The organism is Pseudomonas sp. BN606, from assembly GCF_029873115.1.
GTDB lineage: Bacteria > Pseudomonadota > Gammaproteobacteria > Pseudomonadales > Pseudomonadaceae > Metapseudomonas.
In genome coordinates this window covers 1-19,528 of the sequence record NZ_SSOF01000062.1, presented here as the reverse complement: position 1 = coordinate 19,528, position 19,528 = coordinate 1, and the positions used below count along the sequence as shown (strand labels likewise).

The window sequence follows — 19,528 nt, the reverse complement described above, 5'->3', positions numbered from 1 at the left end:
GAGGCGTGAAATGACTGCCAGCAAGAAGGAACGAAAGCCCATCTCCACAGGGTCGGAATGGACCTTCGACCTGATCCGCACCTATGACCGCGAGATCAGCAGGATCGCCGAGCGCTACGCGCTGGACACTTACCCAAACCAGATCGAAGTGATAAGCGCCGAGCAGATGATGGATGCCTATGCTTCAGTCGGCATGCCTATTGGCTATAACCACTGGTCCTACGGCAAGCATTTCCTTGCAACCGAGAAAGGTTACTCGCGCGGCCAGATGGGTCTGGCATACGAGATCGTGATCAACTCCGACCCCTGCATCGCCTATCTGATGGAAGAGAACACCATCACCATGCAGGCCCTGGTCATCGCCCATGCCTGCTACGGCCACAACAGCTTCTTCAAGGGCAACTACCTGTTCCGCACCTGGACCGATGCCAGTTCGATCATCGACTACCTGGTGTTCGCCAAGCAGTACATCAACCAGTGCGAAGAGCGCCACGGCATCGACGCGGTGGAAGACCTGCTCGATTCCTGCCACGCCCTGATGAACTACGGCGTGGACCGCTACAAGCGCCCCTACCCCATTTCAGCCGAAGAGGAACGGCGTCGGCAGAAGGACCGAGAAGAACACCTGCAGAAGCAGATCAACGATCTCTGGCGCACCATTCCCAAGGGTGCCGGCAAGGGCGGCGAGCGGGACAACCAGCGCTTCCCCGCGGAGCCGCAGGAAAACATCCTCTACTTCATCGAGAAGCACGCCCCGCTACTGGAACCCTGGCAGCGGGAAGTCGTGCGTATCGTGCGCAAGGTCGCCCAGTATTTCTATCCACAGCGCCAAACCCAGGTGATGAACGAAGGCTGGGCCACCTTCTGGCACTACACCCTCCTCAATGACCTGTACGACGAAGGCCTGGTCACCGACGGTTTCATGATGGAATTCCTGCAATCCCATACCAGCGTGGTCTATCAGCCGCCCTTCGACAGCCCCTACTACAGCGGCATCAACCCCTACGCCCTGGGCTTCGCGATGTACCGCGACATCCGCCGCATCTGCGAGGAACCCACGGAGGAAGACCGCCACTGGTTCCCGGACATCGCCGGCAGTGACTGGCTGTCGACGCTCAAGTTCGCCATGAACAGTTTCAAGGACGAAAGCTTCATCCTGCAGTTCCTCTCACCCAAGGTGATCCGCGACTTCAAGCTGTTCAGCATTCTCGACGACGATCAGAAGGATGAGCTGTTCGTACCTGCCATTCACGACGAACAGGGTTACAAGCTGATCCGCGAAACCCTGGCTGCCCAGTACAACCTCGGGAACCGCGAACCCAACGTGCAGATCTGGAGCGTCGACCGCCGTGGTGATCGCTCGCTGACGCTGCGCCACCAGCAGCACGACCGCAAACCCCTGGGCGAGTCCACCGAGGAGGTACTCAAGCACCTGCACCGTCTTTGGGGCTTCGATATCCACCTGGAAACGCGCCACGGTGAACAGATCACAGGGAGTCATCACGTCCCCCCAAAGGGGGAGCGCACTGAGGACGGGGAATACCCACGCCTGGACCTGATCATTCCACCCATTTGATCGGTTGACCGCGTGCCCGGCACACGCCGAGCATGCGGTTCACCCATATGGGAGCCGTCCTCAGATGCGCCTGTACTTCGTCCTGCTGCTGTGTCTGGCCCTGGCCACCTGCACCACCTCCATCCCGCAGATTCGCATCCTGCAACCGGCCAGTACCGAACTGGCCGGACGCAGCAGCTTTGCGCTGATTCCGCCGGAGCAGGCGGTGAACGGCGAGTTGCCCTATCCAGAGCGCTATACCCAGCTCACCCCTCTGATCCGTCAGGAACTGGAGGCCCGCGGTTATCGCGCCGACAGCGATGCCCAGCTGCGGGTGTACTACTGGCTGGCGGTGAACAACCAACCGCTGGAATTCAAGGTCAATCAGGCACCACCCAGCCCCCTTGGCCCCTACCAGGCCATCCACCGACTACGTGATGAGACCGGCACATTGCGCCTGCGCTTGACCGACCCTGCCGGCAACGTACTTTGGGAAGGCTTGGCCAGCACCGGCCTCAGCCCTTCCCGGGACAGCGCCGAACTGCTGGAAAACGCCGCAAGGGCCCTGGTCGGGCAGATTCCTGCAGCCCGCTAGGCTGCTATCCTCCGCAGCCACGGAGGCAATACATGCAGATATACAAAGTCGGTGGCGCGGTTCGCGACCGCCTGTTGAACCGTCCGGTCACCGAGAATGACTGGGTCGTGGTGGGCGCAACCGCCGAAGAGATGCTGGAAAAGGGTTACCGTCCGGTGGGTGCGGACTTTCCGGTGTTCCTGCATCCACAAACGGGCGACGAATATGCGCTGGCGCGCACCGAGCGCAAGAGTGGCCGCGGCTATGGTGGTTTCACCTTCCATGCCAGCCCGGACGTGACCCTGGAACAGGACCTGATCCGCCGCGACCTCACGGTCAACGCGATGGCGGAAGATGACCACGGCAACGTAATCGACCCGTATGGCGGCCAGAAAGACCTCGAATCCCGCGTCTTGCGCCATGTCTCCCCTGCCTTCGCCGAGGACCCCCTGCGGGTCCTGCGTGTTGCGCGCTTCGCCGCGCGCTATGCGCCCCTCGGCTTCACCGTCGCAAATGAGACCCTGGAGTTGATGCGGCAGATCGCCGAATCGGGCGAGCTGAACGCCCTCACACCGGAGCGCAGCTGGAAGGAAATATCTCGCGCCCTGATGGAGTCACGCCCGGACGTATTCATCCAGGTGCTGCATGACTGCGGCGCCCTGGCAGCCTGGCTGCCAGAGGTGGACAGCCTGTTTGGCGTGCCGCAGCCGGCGAAACATCATCCCGAAGTGGACACCGGCGTACACGTGCTAAACGTCCTGCGCCAGTGCGCCGAGCACGACCAGCCGCTGACCGTGCGCTGGGCCTGCCTGCTGCATGATCTGGGCAAGGGCCTGACACCAGCGGAAGAATGGCCCCAGCACATCGCCCACGAGAAACGCGGGCTGAAACTGATCCAGGCTATCAACGAGCGTTGCAAGGCACCCCGCGACTGCCAGGAACTGGCGTTGCTGGTGGGCGAGTATCACACTCACGCCCATCGCGCCCTGGAACTGCGTGCATCCACCTTGCTGGAGCTCCTGCAAAGCTTCGACGTCTACCGCCGGCCGCAGCGCTTCGAAGAGTTCGTCGCGGCCAGCGAGATGGACGCCCGCGGTCGCACCGGTCTGGAGCAGCGAGACTATCCACAAGCGGCCTACCTGCTCGGTGCAGCGCAGGCCGCACGGAAAGTTGCCGTACAACCCCTTCTTGATAAGGGACTTAAAGGAGCCGAATTGGGCGAAGCGCTCAAGGGCGAGCGCCTCAAGACCCTCAAGGCCTACAAGGAAGGCTGCGGGAAGGCTTGAATCAGCCCAGGCGGCGTCAGTTCGACGCCGCGCCAGGAGAAGGACGCAGGCCAGAGTGCCTGCTCGATGGCGGCGTTTTCCCAGAGTTCAGCGAAGCGGCGATGTTCACCGGGGTGCTTCAGCTCAGGCGCCAGCAGCGCCAGAGGCCAGAGAACGAAGGCGTTCTTCAGCACTTCCGGGCGCGGCAGGACAAGTCCGTCGAAATTCCCCACACGGTCGCCATACAGCAACACGTCGATATCCAGCGGCAGGCCTTTGCGACCTGGCGCATAGCGACCGTTGTCAGCCTCGATCTCCTTCAGACGGCGATCCAGCTCATGCAGGGACAGGTCGGTAAGGGCGGTCACCACGAAATTGAAGAAATTCCCGCTCTTGATGCCCACAGGGAAGCTCTCGAACACCGGGGAACAGCGAATGTCCTGGAGGAATCCGTCCAGCGCTTCAAGCCCTGCGGTCAGGTTCCTCTCGCGCTCGATATTGCTGCCGAGACCGAGGTAGATAGGCGTCAGCGGCATCCGCGCTCGATCTCCACACCAACACTGCTGGCCGCCGGTACGGCACCAGGCTTGTGCAGCTTCAGACGAACCCAGGGGATGTTGAACTCCGCCATCAGCACCGCCACCAGGCGCTCGGCGAAGGTCTCCACCAGAAGGTACTGCGCCTCGGCGGCGAAGGCCTGGATGCGCTGGGAAACGGCGGCGTAGTCGAGTGCTTTCTCGAGGTCATCGCCAGCGGCGGCCGGTCGGTTGTCCCAGGCCAGCTGCAGGTCCAGCCGCAGGCACTGACGGATACTGCGTTCCCAGTCATAGGCACCGATTACGGTGTCCACTTCCAGACCCTCGATGAAAACCGTGTCCACGTCAGTGCTGCCCCGCTAGAATCGGGACTTCCTCGCCCCGGAATGGATACCATGTTTTGGCTGCTGGCGACTCTCGCCTACCTGCTCGGATCGTTGTCCTTCGCCATTCTGCTCAGCCGACTATTCGGCACGGGCGACCCACGTGCCCAGGGTTCCGGCAACCCTGGCGCCACCAACATGCTGCGGGTGGCGGGAAAGAAACTTGCGATCCTGACCCTGCTTGGCGACCTGCTCAAAGGCTTGTTGCCGGTACTGGTCGCCCAACTCTGTGGCTTCGACATCCAGCAGCAAGCCTGGGTCGGCCTCGCAGCAGTGGTCGGGCACCTCTATCCCCTGTACTTCCGCTTTCGCGGCGGCAAGGGCGTGGCCACCGCCGCCGGCATGCTGCTCGGCCTTTATCCTCCGGCGGCACTTCTAGCCATCTGCGCCTGGTTGTTGACGTTCTACCTGACCCGCACCAGTTCGCTGGCGGCTCTTATCGCCACGCCGCTAACCCTGCCTTTGCTGGCCTGGCAGCAACCTGGCGCGCTACTGCCAATGACAGTGCTGACCGGACTCATCGTCTGGCGCCATCGAGGAAATCTACGCGACCTTTTCGCCGGACGCGAACGGCATTTCTGAATGACCGAGTGAAATCGGCTCACCCGTCGTCAGACGGGTGGCAACTGCTCCATCGACCAACGCGCCTGCACACCTATCGCCGGACCATCCTGTTGGCCCGCCAGCAAACGCTGGCAGCCGGCGTAAGCGATCATCGCGCCGTTGTCAGTGCAGAAACGCGGCCGGGCATAAAACACATCACCCTTCAGTTCGCCGAGCATCTTGCCCAGCGACTGGCGCAACGACTGGTTGGCGCTGACACCGCCCGCGATCACCAGACGCTTGAGACCGGTCTGCTTTAGCGCCCGACGGCATTTGATGGTGAGAGTCTCCACCACCGCCTGTTCGAAGGCCAGAGCGATGTCGCAACGGGTTTGTTCGCCGTCGTCCCCAGCATCGCGGCAACGCTGCCAGGTATTGAGGGCAAAGGTCTTGAGGCCGCTGAATGAGAAGTCCAGGCCGGGACGATCGGTCATCGGTCGCGGGAACACGAAGCGGCCAGGCGTGCCGCTCTGGGCCAGTCGCGCGATTTCCGGGCCACCCGGATAGCCGAGGCCGATCAGCTTGGCCGTCTTGTCGAAGGCCTCGCCCGCGGCATCGTCCACCGACTCGCCGAGCAGCTGGTAACGGCCAATACCATCCACCCGTACCAGTTGGGTGTGACCACCCGAAACCAGCAAGGCGACGAACGGGAACTCCGGTGGCGTTTCTTCCAGCATGGGCGCCAGCAGATGGCCTTCCATATGGTGCACACCGAGCGCCGGCACGCCCCAGGCGAATGCCAGCGCCTGGGCGCAGGAGGCCCCCACCAGCAGCGCACCAACCAGGCCGGGACCCGCTGTGTAGGCGATACCGTCGATATCCTCGGGCTTGCGACCGGCCTCTTCCAGCACTTCGCGCAGCAGCGGCAGCAGGCGCTTCACGTGGTCGCGGGAAGCCAGTTCGGGCACGACCCCGCCGTAGACCCGATGCAGGTCGATCTGACTGAACAGCGCGTCAGCCAGAAGGCCGCGTTCGCTGTCGTAAAGTGCGACGCCGGTTTCGTCGCAAGAGGTTTCCAACCCCAGCACTAGCATGGGTACGAGCCTTTCTGGCCTGGTAAAAGAAGAAGGCGCGAATCATAATCGCCACCCCCAGCGCCGACCAGCGGTTTTCGACTGAAGGCTTTGCATTCCGTGCCCTGAGGCGTTAATATCCGCAGCCCTTGAAATCCGACGCGCCACCGAGCCAGCTTTTGCCGGAATGCGTCGACCATTCGGTAATTGATGAAGGTACGACCTGGATGCCAGCCGTCAAAGTTAAAGAGAACGAACCCTTCGACGTAGCTCTGCGTCGTTTCAAGCGCTCCTGCGAGAAAGCCGGCGTACTGGCCGAAGTTCGCAGCCGTGAGTTCTACGAGAAGCCCACTGCAGAGCGCAAGCGCAAAGCCGCCGCCGCGGTCAAGCGTCACGCCAAGAAAGTGCAGCGCGAGCAGCGTCGCCGCGAGCGCCTGTACTGAGTTAGCAGGCTACGCCGCACGCTCACGCATCGCCCGGCTCCGGCCGGGCGAGTGCATGCTGGGCACACAGGAAACTCCGCTTCGCTCCGGCGAATCGCGGAGTTTTTTGCTTTTCAGCCTTAACCTCGCTTCTGTCGCCTCCGACCGGCCGCGAGTATGCTTTGAACCTTCCTGCGCCCCGAGCACCCTATGGCCGGCCTGATCCCCCAAGGCTTCATCGACGACCTGCTGAACCGCACCGACATAGTCGAAGTGGTCGGCGCGCGCGTGCAACTGAAAAAGGCCGGCAAGAACTACACTGCTCGCTGCCCATTCCATAACGAAAAGACACCATCCTTCAGCGTCAGCCCGGACAAGCAGTTCTACTACTGCTTCGGCTGCGGCGCCGGCGGCAATGCCCTCGGCTTCGTCATGGATCACGATCACCTGGAATTCCCCCAGGCGGTCGAGGAACTGGCCAAGCGCGCAGGCCTGGAAGTCCCAAGAGAAGAAGGCAGCCGTAGCAGTGGGCCGCGCCAGCCCAGCGATTCACCGCTCTACGCCCTGCTCACCGCCGCATCCGATTACTACCGCCACGCACTGAAACAGCATCCGACTCGCAAGGCCGCCGTCGAGTACCTGAAAGGGCGCGGCTTGACCGGCGAAATAGCCCGCGACTTTGCCCTCGGCTTCGCTCCGCCCGGTTGGGACAACCTGCTCAAGCACATGGGCGGCGACAGCCTGCAGCAGAAGCACATGATCGATGCCGGCCTACTGATCGAGAACGCCGACTCGGGCAAGCGCTACGACCGCTTCCGCGACCGCGTGATATTTCCGATCCGCGACAGCCGTGGACGCATCATCGCCTTCGGGGGGCGCGTGCTTGGCGACGACAAGCCCAAATACCTGAACTCGCCGGAAACCCCTGTTTTCCATAAGAGCCAGGAGCTCTACGGGCTGTTCGAAGCACGCAAGCACAATCGCAACCTCGACGAAATCATGGTCGTCGAGGGTTATATGGATGTCATCGCCCTGGCCCAGCAGGGCCTGCGTAATGCCGTTGCAACACTGGGCACAGCCACCAGCGAAGAACATATCCGCCGCCTGTTCCGACTGGTGCCGAACATTCTCTTCTGCTTCGACGGCGACCAAGCCGGGCGCAAGGCTGCCTGGCGCGCCCTGGAAGCAGCCCTGTCCGGCCTTGAGGATGGACGCCGTGCGCGCTTCCTGTTCCTGCCCGAGGGCGAAGACCCGGATAGCCTGGTCCGCAAGGAAGGCACCGATGCCTTCAGGGCGCGAATCAACCAGCACGCGCAACCGCTCGCGGACTATTTCTTCCAGCAACTGACCCAGGAAGCCGACCCCACTTCCCTGGAAGGCAAGGCCCACCTGGCTACGTTGGCCGCCCCACTGATCGAGAGGATTCCAGGCGCCAACCTCAAGGCCCTGATGCGCCAGCGGCTGGCCGAGATCACCGGGCTCAACGGCGAGGCACTCGGCCAGTTCGCCCGCAGTGCGCCAGTCAGCAGCGAGAGTCTCAGCCATCCAGACGACGCGTACTACGCATCCTTCGCGGGCTACGACGACCAGCAACACGAGCCGGACCATTCGCACTACTTCGAGCAGCCAGCCGCACAACCAGGAAATTGGCAGAAGGACGAACGGCGCAAGGAAGGCTGGAAAAAGGACGATTGGAAAAAAGACGGCAAGAAGTGGAGCAAGCAGGGACGCGATGATTTCAAGCGGCCGCCGCGCACAGAGGTGAAAGTGGAATCCCCTACCCTCACGGCATTGCGCACCTTGCTGCACCATCCGTCATTGGCGCAGAAGGTCGAGGATGCCAGCCACTTCGCAGCCGAAGACGACACGTACGCCCAACTCATGGTGTCGCTCGTTGAAGCCGTTCAGAAAAATCCGAAACTTCGTTCGCTGCAGCTGATAGCGCGCTGGCACGGTACCGATCAGGGCCGTCTGTTACGGGCTCTGGCGGAAAAGGAATGGCTGATTTCCGAAGACAACCTTGAACAACAGTTTTTCGACACTATAACTAGGTTGTCGGCTCGCCAGCGGGAACGCCGCCTGGAAAATCTGCTGCGGAAAGCGCGGCAAAGCGAACTCAGCGCAGAGGAAAAAGATCAGCTGCGCGATCTTCTCAACCGCAACACTTCTCCCCTGACTCCGACCTCAACTGGCGCGTAAGGCCCCGGATCAGGTATAATCCTCGGCTTGTTTTCAGCCCGCCAAGACCTTAAGTGGATAGGGTGCTATGTCCGGAAAAGCGCAACAGCAGTCTCGCCTCAAAGAGTTGATCGCCCGTGGCCGTGAGCAGGGATACCTGACTTACGCGGAGGTCAACGACCACCTGCCGGAGGATATTTCCGATCCGGAACAGGTGGAAGACATCATCCGCATGATCAACGACATGGGGATCAACGTATTCGAGAGTGCTCCGGATGCGGATGCCCTGTTGCTGGCCGAAGCCGACACCGACGAAGCCGCAGCCGAAGAAGCCGCAGCCGCACTCGCTGCGGTGGAAACCGACATCGGCCGCACTACCGACCCTGTGCGCATGTACATGCGTGAAATGGGTACCGTGGAACTGCTGACCCGCGAAGGCGAGATCGAAATCGCCAAACGCATCGAGGAAGGCATCCGCGAAGTCATGAGCGCGATCGCCCACTTCCCTGGCGCTGTCGACGGCATTCTCGCCGACTATCAGCGCATCACCAGTGAAGGTGGTCGCCTGTCCGACGTTCTCAGCGGCTATATCGACCCGGACGACGGCACCCTGCCGGCCGAAGAGGTCGAGCCTGTCGAGCTGAAGGACGATTCCGCCAAGGCCAAGGAAAAGGACGACGAGGAAGACGAAGAAGGCGACGGCGACGACGCAGAGGAAGAAGGCGACGGCGGTCCTGACCCGGAAGAAGCCCTGCGCCGCTTCACCGCAGTTTCCGACCAGCTCGAAAAGGCCAAGAAGGCCCTGAAGAAGCACGGTCGCAACAGCAAGCAGGCCACCGAGGAGCTGCTGGCCCTGGCCGAGCTCTTCATGCCGATCAAGCTGGTGCCGAAGCAGTTCGACGCCCTTGTGGAAAAAGTCCGCAGCGCCCTGGATCGCGTCCGCGGCCAGGAACGCGCCATCATGCAGCTCTGCGTGCGTGATGCCCGTATGCCGCGTGCCGACTTCCTGCGCCTGTTCCCGGGCAACGAAGTCGACCTCGACTGGGCCGACGGCCTGGCCAAGGGCAAGGCCAAGTACGCCGAAGCCATCGGCAAGCTGGTGGACGACATCAAGCGCAACCAGCAGAAGCTGGTGGATCTCGAGAACGAGGTCGAACTGACCGTCAACGAGATCAAGGACGTCAACCGTCGCATGTCCATCGGCGAAGCCAAGGCTCGCCGGGCGAAGAAAGAGATGGTCGAGGCCAACCTGCGTCTCGTGATCTCCATCGCCAAGAAGTACACCAACCGCGGCCTGCAATTCCTCGACCTGATTCAGGAAGGCAACATCGGCCTGATGAAGGCGGTGGACAAGTTCGAATACCGTCGCGGCTACAAGTTCTCGACCTATGCCACCTGGTGGATCCGTCAGGCGATCACTCGCTCGATCGCCGACCAGGCACGCACCATCCGTATTCCGGTGCACATGATCGAGACCATCAACAAGCTCAACCGCATCTCCCGTCAGATGCTGCAGGAAATGGGCCGCGAGCCCACTCCGGAAGAGCTTGGCGAGCGCATGGAGATGCCTGAGGACAAGATCCGCAAGGTACTGAAGATCGCCAAAGAGCCGATCTCCATGGAAACCCCGATTGGCGACGACGAAGACTCTCATTTGGGCGACTTCATCGAGGACAGCACCATGCAGTCCCCGATCGATGTAGCCACAGTGGAGAGCCTCAAGGAAGCGACCCGCGAAGTCCTGGCCGGCCTCACTGCCCGTGAAGCCAAGGTCCTGCGCATGCGCTTCGGCATCGACATGAACACCGACCACACCCTTGAGGAAGTCGGCAAGCAGTTCGATGTAACCCGTGAGCGTATCCGCCAGATTGAAGCCAAGGCGTTGCGCAAACTTCGCCACCCGTCGCGAAGCGAGCACCTGCGCTCCTTCCTCGACGAATAAGCGATGCGACAACCCCCGGCCAGTCCGGGGGTTTTCATTTGCGTGCAGCAGCGCTCAGCGCGCTCATTTCTCTTCCAGATGGCAAGCGGCCACGTCTACACTTCGTGTCTGACATCCCTTCAAGGAACGAGGCCGCCAATGGCGCGAGCGCGGGCCCTACTGATGTTCTGGCTGGCACTCTGGACCTTCCCGGCCGGCGCCCTGACGCTCACCCCGGAAGAACAGGCCTGGCTCGACAATCACGGCGAGCTGCAACTGGGCATAGACACCTCCTGGCCCCCCTTCGAATTCCGGGACGCCCACGGCCGTCACCAAGGCCTGGCTGCCGACTATGTCGAGTTGATCCGCCGCAAGCTGAATCTGAAGCTCACCCCGGTCGAGTCCAGCAGTTGGGCAGAAGTGCTCAAGCGAGCACGCGAGGGTGAGCTGGATATCCTGCCCGGCGTCATGTCCACCCCGGAGCGCCAGCAGTACCTGAATTTCACCCGTCCATACCTCGACTTCCCCATCGCCATCCTGTCCCAGACCAAGGGCCCACGGCCTTCGAACATCCAGGACCTCTACGGTCTGCGCGTCGGGGTCGTATCCGATTACGCCCCCCATGAACTCCTGCGTAACCAGCACCCCGACCTGAGCTTGCAGGGCTACCCCACAGTCGCCGCCGCGCTCCTGGCCCTGGCTACCGGTGAGGTAGATGCCTTCGTCGGCGACCTCGCGTCCAGCGTCTGGAGCCTGCGCCAGCTCAAGCTGAACGGCATCAGCATCAGCGGCGAAACGCCCTATCGCTACCAGTTGGCCATGGCGACACCGAAGATCCATCCGCTGCTGGCCGGCATCCTCGACCGGGTATTCGCCGAGATCACCCCGGAAGAAACCGCTGCCATCCAGGAGCGCTGGGTGGGCGACGCCCTCTACCAGCACATCGACTGGAACCGCATCCTGCTCTACGGCCTTCCGGCACTGCTGCTGCTGGCCGGTGTGCTTGCATTCGTCATGCGCGTCAATCGCCGTCTCAGCAATGAAATGACCAGCCGCGCCGCCCTGCAGGATGAGCTGCGAAGCAGCGAACAGCACTATCGCGGCCTGGTGGAAAGCCTCAATGCCATCGCCTGGGAGATGCGCGTCGAAGACTACTGCTACACCTACGTCTCGCCCCATGCCGAACGCTTGCTCGGCTACCCCTTGAGCGACTGGCTGGAACAGGGGTTCTGGCGCCGCACCCTGCACCCCGACGACGCTGGATGGGCCAATGCCTTCTGCGAAGCGGAAACCATCGCCGGCCGCGACCACAGCCTCGACTACCGCATGATCGCCGCGGACGGCCGAGTGCTCTGGGTGCGAGACATCATCACCCTCATCCCCCACGGTGAGACACAGATGATGCGCGGCCTGATGATCGACATCACCGAGACCAAGCAGACCGAACAGGCGCTGCAACTCTCCGAGCAGAAGTTCGCCTCGGTGTTCCACAACTGCCCCGACATCATCGTCATCGCACGACGCACTGACGGCAGCCTCCTGGCGATCAACCAGACCTTCGAGCAGCAGATTGGACTCAAGGCCAGTGAGGCCCTTGGTCGCACCGCCACCGAACTCGATATCTGGGGCATTCCCGGCATTGGTCCGAAGCTCCTCCAGCGTCTGCAGCAGGGCAATCCGCTGCACAACCTGGAAATGCCCTTCCGCCGCGCCAACGGCGAAACCTTCATCGGGCTGATTTCTGCCCAGAACATCGACCTCGACAACACCCCCGCGCTAGTAGTCGTGGTCCGCGACGTCACCCAGCTCAAAGAAACCCAGCAACTGCTTCAAGTCTCCGAAGAAAAATTCGCCAGTGCCTTCCACGCCTCGCCGGACGGGCTGCTCATCACCCGCATCAGCGACGGGCGCCTGCTGGAAGCCAACGATGGCTTCACCCGGATCACCGGCTACAGCCAGCGCGAGATCGCCGACCGCTCCACCCTCGAGCTCGGCCTGTGGGCCAACCCGGCCGACCGCAAGCTCATGATCCAGGCGATCCACGACCAGGGCAGCCTGTATCACTTCACCACCGCCGTACGCACCAAGGCTGGCCAGATACGAATCTGCGAGCTTTCCGCTCAGCCGATTCCTATTGGCGGCGAACCCTGCATGCTGACCATTGCCCGCGATGTCACCGAGCGCCAGCAAATGCAGGAAAAGCTGCTGCAAGCCGCCACCGTGTTCGAAAGTACGGCCGAAGGCGTGATGATCACCGACACCGAACAACGCATCACGGCCGTCAACCGTGCCTTCAGCGAGATCACCGGATACAGCGAAAGCGAGGCTCTCGGCCAATCACCGCGCATGCTCGCCTCCGGCCAGCACGACAGCGCTTTCTACGCGGCAATGTGGCACCAGCTCGAGCGCGAGGGGCACTGGCAGGGCGAAATCTGGAACCGCCGCAGGAACGGTGAGCCCTACCCCGAATGGCTCACCATCAGCGCTGTGCGCGACCGCCACCAGCAGGTCACCCACTACGTCGGCGTATTCGCCGATATCTCGCCACTCAAGCACGCCCAGGCACGGCTCGACTTCCAGGCCCACCACGACTCCTTGACCGGCCTACCCAATCGCCTGCTGTTCGAAAGCCGCCTGCAGCTGGCGCTGGCCGACGCCGCCACCGAGCACCACCACGGCGCTGTCCTGTTCATTGACCTGGACCGCTTCAAACACATCAACGACAGCCTTGGCCACCCCGTGGGCGACCTGCTGCTCAAGGGCATCGCCACCCGTCTTCGCGAACAACTGCGCGACATCGACACCGTGGCCCGCCTCGGCGGCGATGAATTCATCATTCTCCTGCCCGGCCTACACAATGCCAGCGACGCGCAGACCGTAGCCAACAAGCTGCTGGCCTGCTTCGAAGCGCCGATCCCTGCCGGCCAGCACGAGTTTTTCATGAGTGCCAGCATTGGCATCAGCCTGTTCCCCGAACACGGCCTCGACGTCGCCACCGTGGTCAAGAATGCCGACGCCGCCATGTACCGGGCCAAGGCCCGCGGCCGCAATCGCATCGAGTTCTACACCCGCGACCTCACCAGCCAGGCGACCGAGCGGATGGCCCTCGAGACCGAACTGCGCCGCGCGCTGGAACGCAATGAATTGTCCCTCAGCTACCAGCCCAAGTTCAGCCTCCAGCACCAGACACTGGTTGGCGCTGAAGCCCTGGTGCGCTGGTATCACCCGCAATTCGGCGAGATTCCCCCGGAGCGCTTCATTCCCCTCGCTGAAGAGTGCGGCCTGATCCTCCCGCTGGGCGACTGGGTGCTGGAACACGCCTGCAGGCAGATGCAGCAATGGCAGGAAGACCATGCCCCGTTCGGCCCACTCTCGGTGAACCTCGCCGGCGCCCAATTGCGCCAACCGCTCTTGATGGAACGCTTGCGGCTGCTCCTCCAAGGACTTGGACTCGAGCCCCAGCGCCTGCAACTGGAAATCACCGAAAGCTTCATCATGAGCCAGGCAGAAGAAGCACTCAGTGTGCTGCACAGCCTCAAGACCCTCGGCGTGCAGCTGGCCATCGACGACTTCGGCACCGGCTACTCCTCACTCAGCTACCTCAAGCGCCTCCCGTTGGATGTGCTGAAGATCGACAAGTCGTTCGTACGTGGCCTGCCGGACGACCCCAATGACGCTGCCATCAGCCGCGCCATCATCGCTCTCGGCCGCAGCATGCAACTCACCGTCATCGCCGAAGGCGTCGAAACCAAGGCCCAGGAGCACTTCCTCGCAGCCGAAGGATGTGAACAGATTCAAGGCTTTATCGTCAGCGCAGCGCTGCCAGCCGAGACTTTCGCCCGCAAATTCCTCAGCCCCCAGCCCGCGATTGGCGCCCAGCAAAAGGCGCCTGTATAATCCGCCGGCCTTCTGGGGCCTATAGCTCAGTCGGTTAGAGCAGAGGACTCATAATCCTTTGGTCCACGGTTCGAGTCCGTGTGGGCCCACCATATAAAACAACGGGTTAGACGCCTTGCGCGCTAGCCCGTTTTTTATTGGTAGGCATATAGTAGGCAAACGCCATTACGGCACCTCGCAAGCGGCCACCACAGCAACCGCTCCAACACGGCAGTACAACCGCCTCACGCCCCTCCCCTCCCCCTACGCAGCACCTTTCTCTAAGATCCTGGCGGTAGATAGCCCTAAGGACTGCGAAATGGACTTCACGCCTATCATCACCCAGCTCTGGAGCACGCTGAGCCCATTTATCCCTGTGCTATTGCTGATCAGCCTACTCAAAACACCTTGGGCTAAGGGCCAAATTGGCGAGCTGCTGGTACGGTTGTTTGCGCATTTTCAGCTGGATAAACAAATTTACCGCCGCCTACACAACGTCACGCTGAACACGCCAGACGGCACGACACAGATCGACCACGTGCTCCTCTCGCCTTACGGCATCTTTGTGCTGGAAACCAAGAATATGAGTGGCTGGATCTTTGGTAGAGAGAACCAGGCGCAGTGGACGCAGCAAATCTACAAGCAGCGCTTCAAATTTCAGAACCCACTACGACAGAACTACAAGCACCTTAAGGCCCTAGAAGCCACCCTCGGAGCTACCCCCGAGCACCTGCACTCGGTAATCACCTTTGTCGGTGGCAGCACCTTCAAAACCGAAGTACCAGCCAACGTAACCCGGGGCATCGGTTTTATCCGCTATATCAAGTCATTCCAGCAGCCCGTGTTTAGCGAGGCTGAGGTTCACGGAATGCGACAGACCCTACAAACCGGCCGTCGCGCACCCACCCTCGCTACACACCGCGCGCACGTGCAAAATCTCAAGCTTCGAAGCGATCCCACAGCTGAACGAAAATGCCCGAAATGCGGGAGCCCACTGCTGATTCGCACCGTGAAATCTGGCCCGAAAGCAGGGCAGCAATTTGGGGGCTGCTCCACCTTTCCTAAATGCCGAACCATGCAGAGCCTCTAAACACGAAAGCCCCAACAGGCCGATCAATCTGGCGCGCCAAATGTGCATAAATCGTCATAAGAGCACGAAATACGCCGCTTTCCGACTATAAGGAAATGCGAGAAGGATCGCCTGCGCCTCACAGCGCATGAATTCCCACCAACGCTCGCCGAACACAACAGACTGAAGCCGGCCAGGAGCAAACAAATTGGCTTGTAAATAAATCTGTTCCCCTTTTCCTCATGCCTTTTCGCACCACCCCGTTTAGCTCAATCCCCCCACACACGAGACACGACCGCGAACGCTATGGAGCTGCTCTCCAGGCTCCCAATGCCGGTTATTTGCCTGCCGTTGAACCGAACGCCCCCATAAAAACTACAACAATCCCTTACTCATGACGTTTTTCTGGTAAATTGCAGAAAATGTTCACCAGTAAAGGATTGGGCGATCATGATCGTCGATTTCAGCTTCAAGAATTTCAGGTCGTTCAGAGACGAAACAGTGCTGAGCCTGCACGCGGATCAGCCCAAATCCAACCTGCTGAGCAACATCAGTTACCCACTAGATGATGGTATCGGCGTACTCAGGTCAGCCGTAATTTATGGCGCTAACGCGTCTGGTAAATCCAATGTACTACTTGCTGTTAGAGCACTACGCTGGATAATTATTGAATCGGATAGCTTCAAAGAAGATAGAAAAATCCCCTGCTACGAACCTTTCCTGTTCTCGGATGAACATAAAGACGCGCCAGTAGAATTTGAAATTGAATTCATCATTCCTGGTGATCGCAGATATATTTATGCAGTAAGCTTTAATAGACACGAAGTACTATCGGAAAGCTTAGACTTTTATCCTTCCCGGCAGCGCGCAAATATATTTACGCGAAAGCCTGGGGATACCTGGGAAACTATCTCGTTCGGCGGCCACTACAAAGGCGGCATGAAAAAGATCCCATTCTTCAAAAACAATCTATACCTTTCCAAGGCTGGCAACAACGCTGCCGCACCCAGCATGATAAGGAAAGTTTATAAATATTTCAGAAGTATATTAGTATGGGGACTTAACAATGAAGTCTCCCTATCTGACATTTATGAACTTGATGGTGCACTTGAGCTAACCGCAAGCTTTTTGAGACACATAGACACCGGGGTCTCAAAAATCACAAGAGAGGATATGGACTTCAGTCCAGTCAACTTTCCAGACGGCATACCGTCGGAGATTAGAGAGCAAATAATCAAGGAAAACCGCTATAACTTCATGTTTCATCACGATACCGGAGAAGGTTCAAGCGTCGCACTTGAAAAAGATGAAGAGTCTGAAGGTACGCAACAACTTTTTAAAATGCTCCCAGTAATGCTGAGCTCATTGAAAATGGGCAGCACACTATTGATCGATGAACTCGAAAATAGCTTTCATCCGCACATCGCAGAACTTCTCATAAAAATATTTAACTGCCCTGAGCTTAACAAAAATGACGCGCAGTTAATTTTTACCACCCATAATCTTGAGCTAATGAGCCCCGGCCTTATGCGCCGAGATCAAATTTGGTTTACCAAAAAGAGCGGTGGCGCATCAAAACTATACTCCCTAGATGAGTTTGACAAAAGCACGGTAACTCCCTCCAGCCCATATGGGGCTTGGTACGCAGAGGGAAGGTTCGGAGCGATTCCATCTATTGATTTTGAAAAAATATCCAAAGAACTGATCGAAAGATTGAACTTAAACGAATCAGTCAAAAATAACTCCACTGGGGATGAGGAAGAAGAATAATGCCAAAGCCGCGCCCCAAGAACACTAAACCTGTACCAAGGAAGATGCACGTTTACTGCGAAGGAGAAAAAACAGAACCAAACTACATCCAAGCATATATTAATAGCCAAACTGATAAGAAGCTTCGAAGCGTAATACGCATTGAAGACACTACTAAAAACACCCCCGTACAGCTTGTTGAGGAGGCTATAAAAGATAAGGAAAGCGGTAAAAATCCATCAGGCGATTCTTATTGGGTTGTCTATGATCGTGAATCCGTCAACAAGTACCCCGACGCTCTTCATGATCAGGCTTACATTCGAGCCAAAAAACATGAAATTAACATCGCCCTTTCTAATGTGTGCTTTGAGTATTGGCTATTGCTACACTTTCAAAATTCAAACGCACCGTACAGTTGCTTCAACGACCTGATTGCGAAAAGCGCTCTCAAAGCTCACGTTCGCAGGGAGACCGGAAAGGACTATGAAAAAGGTTCTCGTGATATCTATCACATTGTAAAAGGTGACGTCGCTGAAGCCCGAGCGAGAGCGATCGCAATCAATGCTCAAACTTTAGCAGCCGCCGCACCTGGGATTACTAAGCCGCATCAACTTAATCCATATACCGACATGCCAGCGCTGCTTGAAGCCATAGATAATTTTACGGGATAAGCTCTATATTCCATTAAAAGCTAGGAACGCACTTAAATAGCCATCTTTTTTATGACAAGTTTCAGTACGCGGGCAGATTTATTCTCAGGTCGATTGCCCGCTCTTGGCCGGCTTGGGTCATTTACTCGCGGCAAGCTGCAAAGCCTGTATGTCATATATGCACTCTACAATGTGCATGCGCTTGTGACAGTTGGGGCACAACGCAACCGTATTTTCGATCGTGTCTGCGCCACCTCTGGCCAGCCAGACAATATGGTGCGTTTCTAGGTACGGGCGACCTGCTTTGTCAGCAAAAGGAGAAGGCTGCTTACAAAGCTCACAATGCCCCTTTGCACGCCGCTTGGCATGTTCTGCCACATAGGGGGAGCGCTGGTGCTGCTGCACCGTAGCAGCCCTCTGCCCCACCTTAGTCCGCCCTGTACGCCTTGCCCTTAGCTCCACCTCCTCATCACTGAGAGAGAGGGCCTCTTTAGCCTTCTGCTCAGCAAGAGGGTTCTACCCCATTTCCACGGACGGTTTGAAAAGGGCTGAAAACTTCAAATCTTGCCGGGCGACTCTACGACGCATTCGTGGGTTATGAAACCGCTCGATGTAGTCGAATAGATCCGCCCGTGCTTCATCGCGCGTTCGATACGCTTGATGGGCAACACGCTCCCGTTTGAGCAGGCCAAAGAAGCCTTCACAGGCAGCGTTATCGCCACAATGCCCGACGGCACTCATGCTACAAACCAGCGTGTTGCGAGTCAGAAAGCGCTGGTAATCCGCACTGGTGAACTGGCTGCCACGATCCGAATGCAGGATTACTGACCAATCGCCCTGGCGTTGCCAGATGGCCATTTCCACCGCTCGGATCACCATCTGCCGATCCTGACGGTGATGCATCGACCAGCCAATCACCAGCTTGCTGTACAGGTCGAGCACCACGCACAGAACAGTTTGCCCTCCAGGGTGGCGACTTCCGTGATGTCGGTGACCCACTTGCGCTCCGGCTCCACGGCGGTGAAGTCGCGCTCCAGTAGATTTTTCACGCCAGCTGGACGACCAGAGGCTACTCGACCAAGGCCGCGCTTCTTCCGACGTGGCCATCCTTGAATCCTCTCTGCGGACATCAGGCGAGCAACGCGGTTCAGGCTGACGGTTTCACCTTCGTCGAGCAGATCCTCACGCATACGAGGAGCGCCGATCACACCACGGCTGTCCTCATGAATCTCCCGAATGCGCCTTACTAGGCGCGCATTCTCTTGAGCGCGTGGACTTGGTTCGCGATCCTGCCAGTCGTAATAGCCGCTGGCAGAAACCTTCAGGCAACGGCACATCAGTCGTACCGGGTACTCGTTGCGGCAGCGCTGGATCACCGAGTACCGCTCGATGACTCCCTGGCAAAGTACGCTGCCGCGTCTCTTAAAAAATCACGTTCCTTGGTCACCCGAGCCAACTCACGCTTGAGGCGGGCAAGCTCCTCATCTCGCGGACTTCCGGTTCCTGGAAACGCCTTTTCTACGCCTGGCTGCGACTCTCTAACCCAGCGGGTGAGCAGGTTCGGAGCAACACCAATCTCCAGGGCAACCTGTCGGCAGCTCGCCCCTGAACGACGAACCAGCTCGATGGCTTCCCGCTTGAACTCGGGGCTGTATCTCTTGCGCTTGGACATGAACACTCCTTCAGCTCAGCGTGAGCTTACTCGAAAGTGTCCGTGCTAACGGGGTAGAACCC

At 59.3% G+C, this 19,528-nt stretch carries 15 protein-coding genes, 1 tRNA gene and 1 pseudogene; 12 read left to right on the top strand and 5 right to left on the bottom strand.

The window, feature by feature from the left end; translation table 11 throughout:
* Positions 1-10: 10 nt before the first annotated feature.
* The 3 genes from E8E75_RS10985 (at position 11) to E8E75_RS10975 (ending at position 3,415) form a co-directional block, all read left to right on the top strand.
* Positions 11-1,576, top strand: a complete 1,566-nt coding sequence (locus tag E8E75_RS10985) for a SpoVR family protein (RefSeq protein WP_120653322.1) — start codon at positions 11-13, stop codon at positions 1,574-1,576.
* Positions 1,577-1,640: 64 nt separating this feature from the next.
* On the top strand, positions 1,641-2,150 hold the full coding sequence (locus E8E75_RS10980) for a DUF4136 domain-containing protein (protein ID WP_120653323.1): 510 nt from the start codon (positions 1,641-1,643) through the stop codon (positions 2,148-2,150).
* A gap of 32 nt (positions 2,151-2,182) precedes the next feature.
* Entirely contained in the window at positions 2,183-3,415 is a 1,233-nt protein-coding gene (locus E8E75_RS10975) for a multifunctional CCA addition/repair protein (protein WP_153920436.1), read from the top strand.
* On the opposite strand, the gene folK is transcribed toward E8E75_RS10975, so the two are convergent.
* Both folK and folB read right to left on the bottom strand, forming a co-directional pair.
* The gene (gene folK / locus E8E75_RS10970; RefSeq protein WP_120653325.1) at positions 3,388-3,930 is read right to left on the bottom strand and encodes a 2-amino-4-hydroxy-6-hydroxymethyldihydropteridine diphosphokinase; all 543 of its coding nucleotides are present in this window, start codon (positions 3,928-3,930) and stop codon (positions 3,388-3,390) included. The two genes, E8E75_RS10975 and folK, sit on opposite strands and share 28 nt — an antisense overlap.
* Positions 3,921-4,274 carry a dihydroneopterin aldolase gene (gene folB / locus E8E75_RS10965; protein WP_120653326.1) on the bottom strand — a complete coding sequence of 118 codons (354 nt, stop codon included), beginning with the start codon at positions 4,272-4,274 and terminating at the stop codon, positions 3,921-3,923. The genes folK and folB overlap by 10 nt, the downstream gene beginning before the upstream one ends.
* Before the next feature lie 51 nt (positions 4,275-4,325).
* On the opposite strand from folB, the gene plsY reads away from it, so the two are divergent.
* Positions 4,326-4,895: a glycerol-3-phosphate 1-O-acyltransferase PlsY gene (gene plsY, locus E8E75_RS10960; protein WP_120653327.1), complete on the top strand. Its 570-nt coding sequence runs from the start codon at positions 4,326-4,328 to the stop codon at positions 4,893-4,895.
* 29 nt (positions 4,896-4,924) lie between these two features.
* Here plsY and tsaD read toward each other — a convergent pair whose 3' ends face one another.
* Complete coding sequence (gene tsaD / locus E8E75_RS10955) at positions 4,925-5,950, bottom strand: tRNA (adenosine(37)-N6)-threonylcarbamoyltransferase complex transferase subunit TsaD (protein ID WP_153920434.1); 1,026 nt, start codon at positions 5,948-5,950, stop codon at positions 4,925-4,927.
* Positions 5,951-6,156: 206 nt separating this feature from the next.
* Here tsaD and rpsU point away from each other — a divergent pair, with 206 nt between their 5' ends.
* From rpsU to E8E75_RS10915, 8 genes are all read left to right on the top strand, one after another.
* Complete coding sequence (gene rpsU, locus E8E75_RS10950) at positions 6,157-6,372, top strand: 30S ribosomal protein S21 (RefSeq protein ID WP_003085057.1); 216 nt, start codon at positions 6,157-6,159, stop codon at positions 6,370-6,372.
* Between the two features lie 189 nt (positions 6,373-6,561).
* Positions 6,562-8,550, top strand: coding sequence for a DNA primase (dnaG, locus tag E8E75_RS10945; protein WP_153920432.1), 1,989 nt, complete (start codon positions 6,562-6,564; stop codon positions 8,548-8,550).
* A 67-nt stretch (positions 8,551-8,617) separates the two neighbouring features.
* Positions 8,618-10,471 carry an RNA polymerase sigma factor RpoD gene (gene rpoD / locus E8E75_RS10940; RefSeq protein ID WP_120653330.1) on the top strand — a complete coding sequence of 618 codons (1,854 nt, stop codon included), beginning with the start codon at positions 8,618-8,620 and terminating at the stop codon, positions 10,469-10,471.
* A 138-nt stretch (positions 10,472-10,609) separates the two neighbouring features.
* Positions 10,610-14,347: a bifunctional diguanylate cyclase/phosphodiesterase gene (locus E8E75_RS10935; protein WP_153920430.1), complete on the top strand. Its 3,738-nt coding sequence runs from the start codon at positions 10,610-10,612 to the stop codon at positions 14,345-14,347.
* 15 nt (positions 14,348-14,362) lie between these two features.
* Positions 14,363-14,439: transfer RNA gene (locus E8E75_RS10930), tRNA-Ile, on the top strand.
* A 206-nt stretch (positions 14,440-14,645) separates the two neighbouring features.
* On the top strand, positions 14,646-15,416 hold the full coding sequence (locus E8E75_RS10925) for an NERD domain-containing protein (protein ID WP_153920428.1): 771 nt from the start codon (positions 14,646-14,648) through the stop codon (positions 15,414-15,416).
* A gap of 429 nt (positions 15,417-15,845) precedes the next feature.
* On the top strand, positions 15,846-17,165 hold the full coding sequence (locus E8E75_RS10920; RefSeq protein WP_153920426.1) for an ATP-binding protein: 1,320 nt from the start codon (positions 15,846-15,848) through the stop codon (positions 17,163-17,165).
* On the top strand, positions 17,165-17,815 hold the full coding sequence (locus E8E75_RS10915) for an RloB family protein (RefSeq protein ID WP_153920424.1): 651 nt from the start codon (positions 17,165-17,167) through the stop codon (positions 17,813-17,815). The genes E8E75_RS10920 and E8E75_RS10915 overlap by 1 nt, the downstream gene beginning before the upstream one ends.
* Positions 17,816-17,932: 117 nt before the next feature.
* Here E8E75_RS10915 and E8E75_RS10910 read toward each other — a convergent pair whose 3' ends face one another.
* Together E8E75_RS10910 and E8E75_RS10905 are read right to left on the bottom strand one after the other, a co-directional pair.
* Positions 17,933-18,172, bottom strand: a complete 240-nt coding sequence (locus E8E75_RS10910; RefSeq protein ID WP_280358749.1) for an HNH endonuclease signature motif containing protein — start codon at positions 18,170-18,172, stop codon at positions 17,933-17,935.
* A gap of 138 nt (positions 18,173-18,310) precedes the next feature.
* Positions 18,311-19,466 (bottom strand): annotated as a pseudogene (locus E8E75_RS10905) (IS3 family transposase).
* Positions 19,467-19,528 lie beyond the last annotated feature (62 nt).

Excerpts from the sequence above, each read along its gene's own strand:
- E8E75_RS10985 (WP_120653322.1), top strand. The coding sequence starts at position 11 with ATGACTGCCAGCAAGAAGGAACGAAAGCCCATCTCCACAGGGTCGGAA.
- E8E75_RS10980 (WP_120653323.1), top strand. The coding sequence starts at position 1,641 with ATGCGCCTGTACTTCGTCCTGCTGCTGTGTCTGGCCCTGGCCACCTGC.
- E8E75_RS10975 (WP_153920436.1), top strand. The coding sequence starts at position 2,183 with ATGCAGATATACAAAGTCGGTGGCGCGGTTCGCGACCGCCTGTTGAAC.
- folK (WP_120653325.1), bottom strand. The coding sequence starts at position 3,930 with ATGCCGCTGACGCCTATCTACCTCGGTCTCGGCAGCAATATCGAGCGC.
- plsY (WP_120653327.1), top strand. The coding sequence starts at position 4,326 with ATGTTTTGGCTGCTGGCGACTCTCGCCTACCTGCTCGGATCGTTGTCC.
- tsaD (WP_153920434.1), bottom strand. The coding sequence starts at position 5,950 with ATGCTAGTGCTGGGGTTGGAAACCTCTTGCGACGAAACCGGCGTCGCA.
- rpsU (WP_003085057.1), top strand. The coding sequence starts at position 6,157 with ATGCCAGCCGTCAAAGTTAAAGAGAACGAACCCTTCGACGTAGCTCTG.
- dnaG (WP_153920432.1), top strand. The coding sequence starts at position 6,562 with ATGGCCGGCCTGATCCCCCAAGGCTTCATCGACGACCTGCTGAACCGC.
- rpoD (WP_120653330.1), top strand. The coding sequence starts at position 8,618 with ATGTCCGGAAAAGCGCAACAGCAGTCTCGCCTCAAAGAGTTGATCGCC.
- E8E75_RS10935 (WP_153920430.1), top strand. The coding sequence starts at position 10,610 with ATGGCGCGAGCGCGGGCCCTACTGATGTTCTGGCTGGCACTCTGGACC.
- E8E75_RS10925 (WP_153920428.1), top strand. The coding sequence starts at position 14,646 with ATGGACTTCACGCCTATCATCACCCAGCTCTGGAGCACGCTGAGCCCA.
- E8E75_RS10920 (WP_153920426.1), top strand. The coding sequence starts at position 15,846 with ATGATCGTCGATTTCAGCTTCAAGAATTTCAGGTCGTTCAGAGACGAA.
- E8E75_RS10915 (WP_153920424.1), top strand. The coding sequence starts at position 17,165 with ATGCCAAAGCCGCGCCCCAAGAACACTAAACCTGTACCAAGGAAGATG.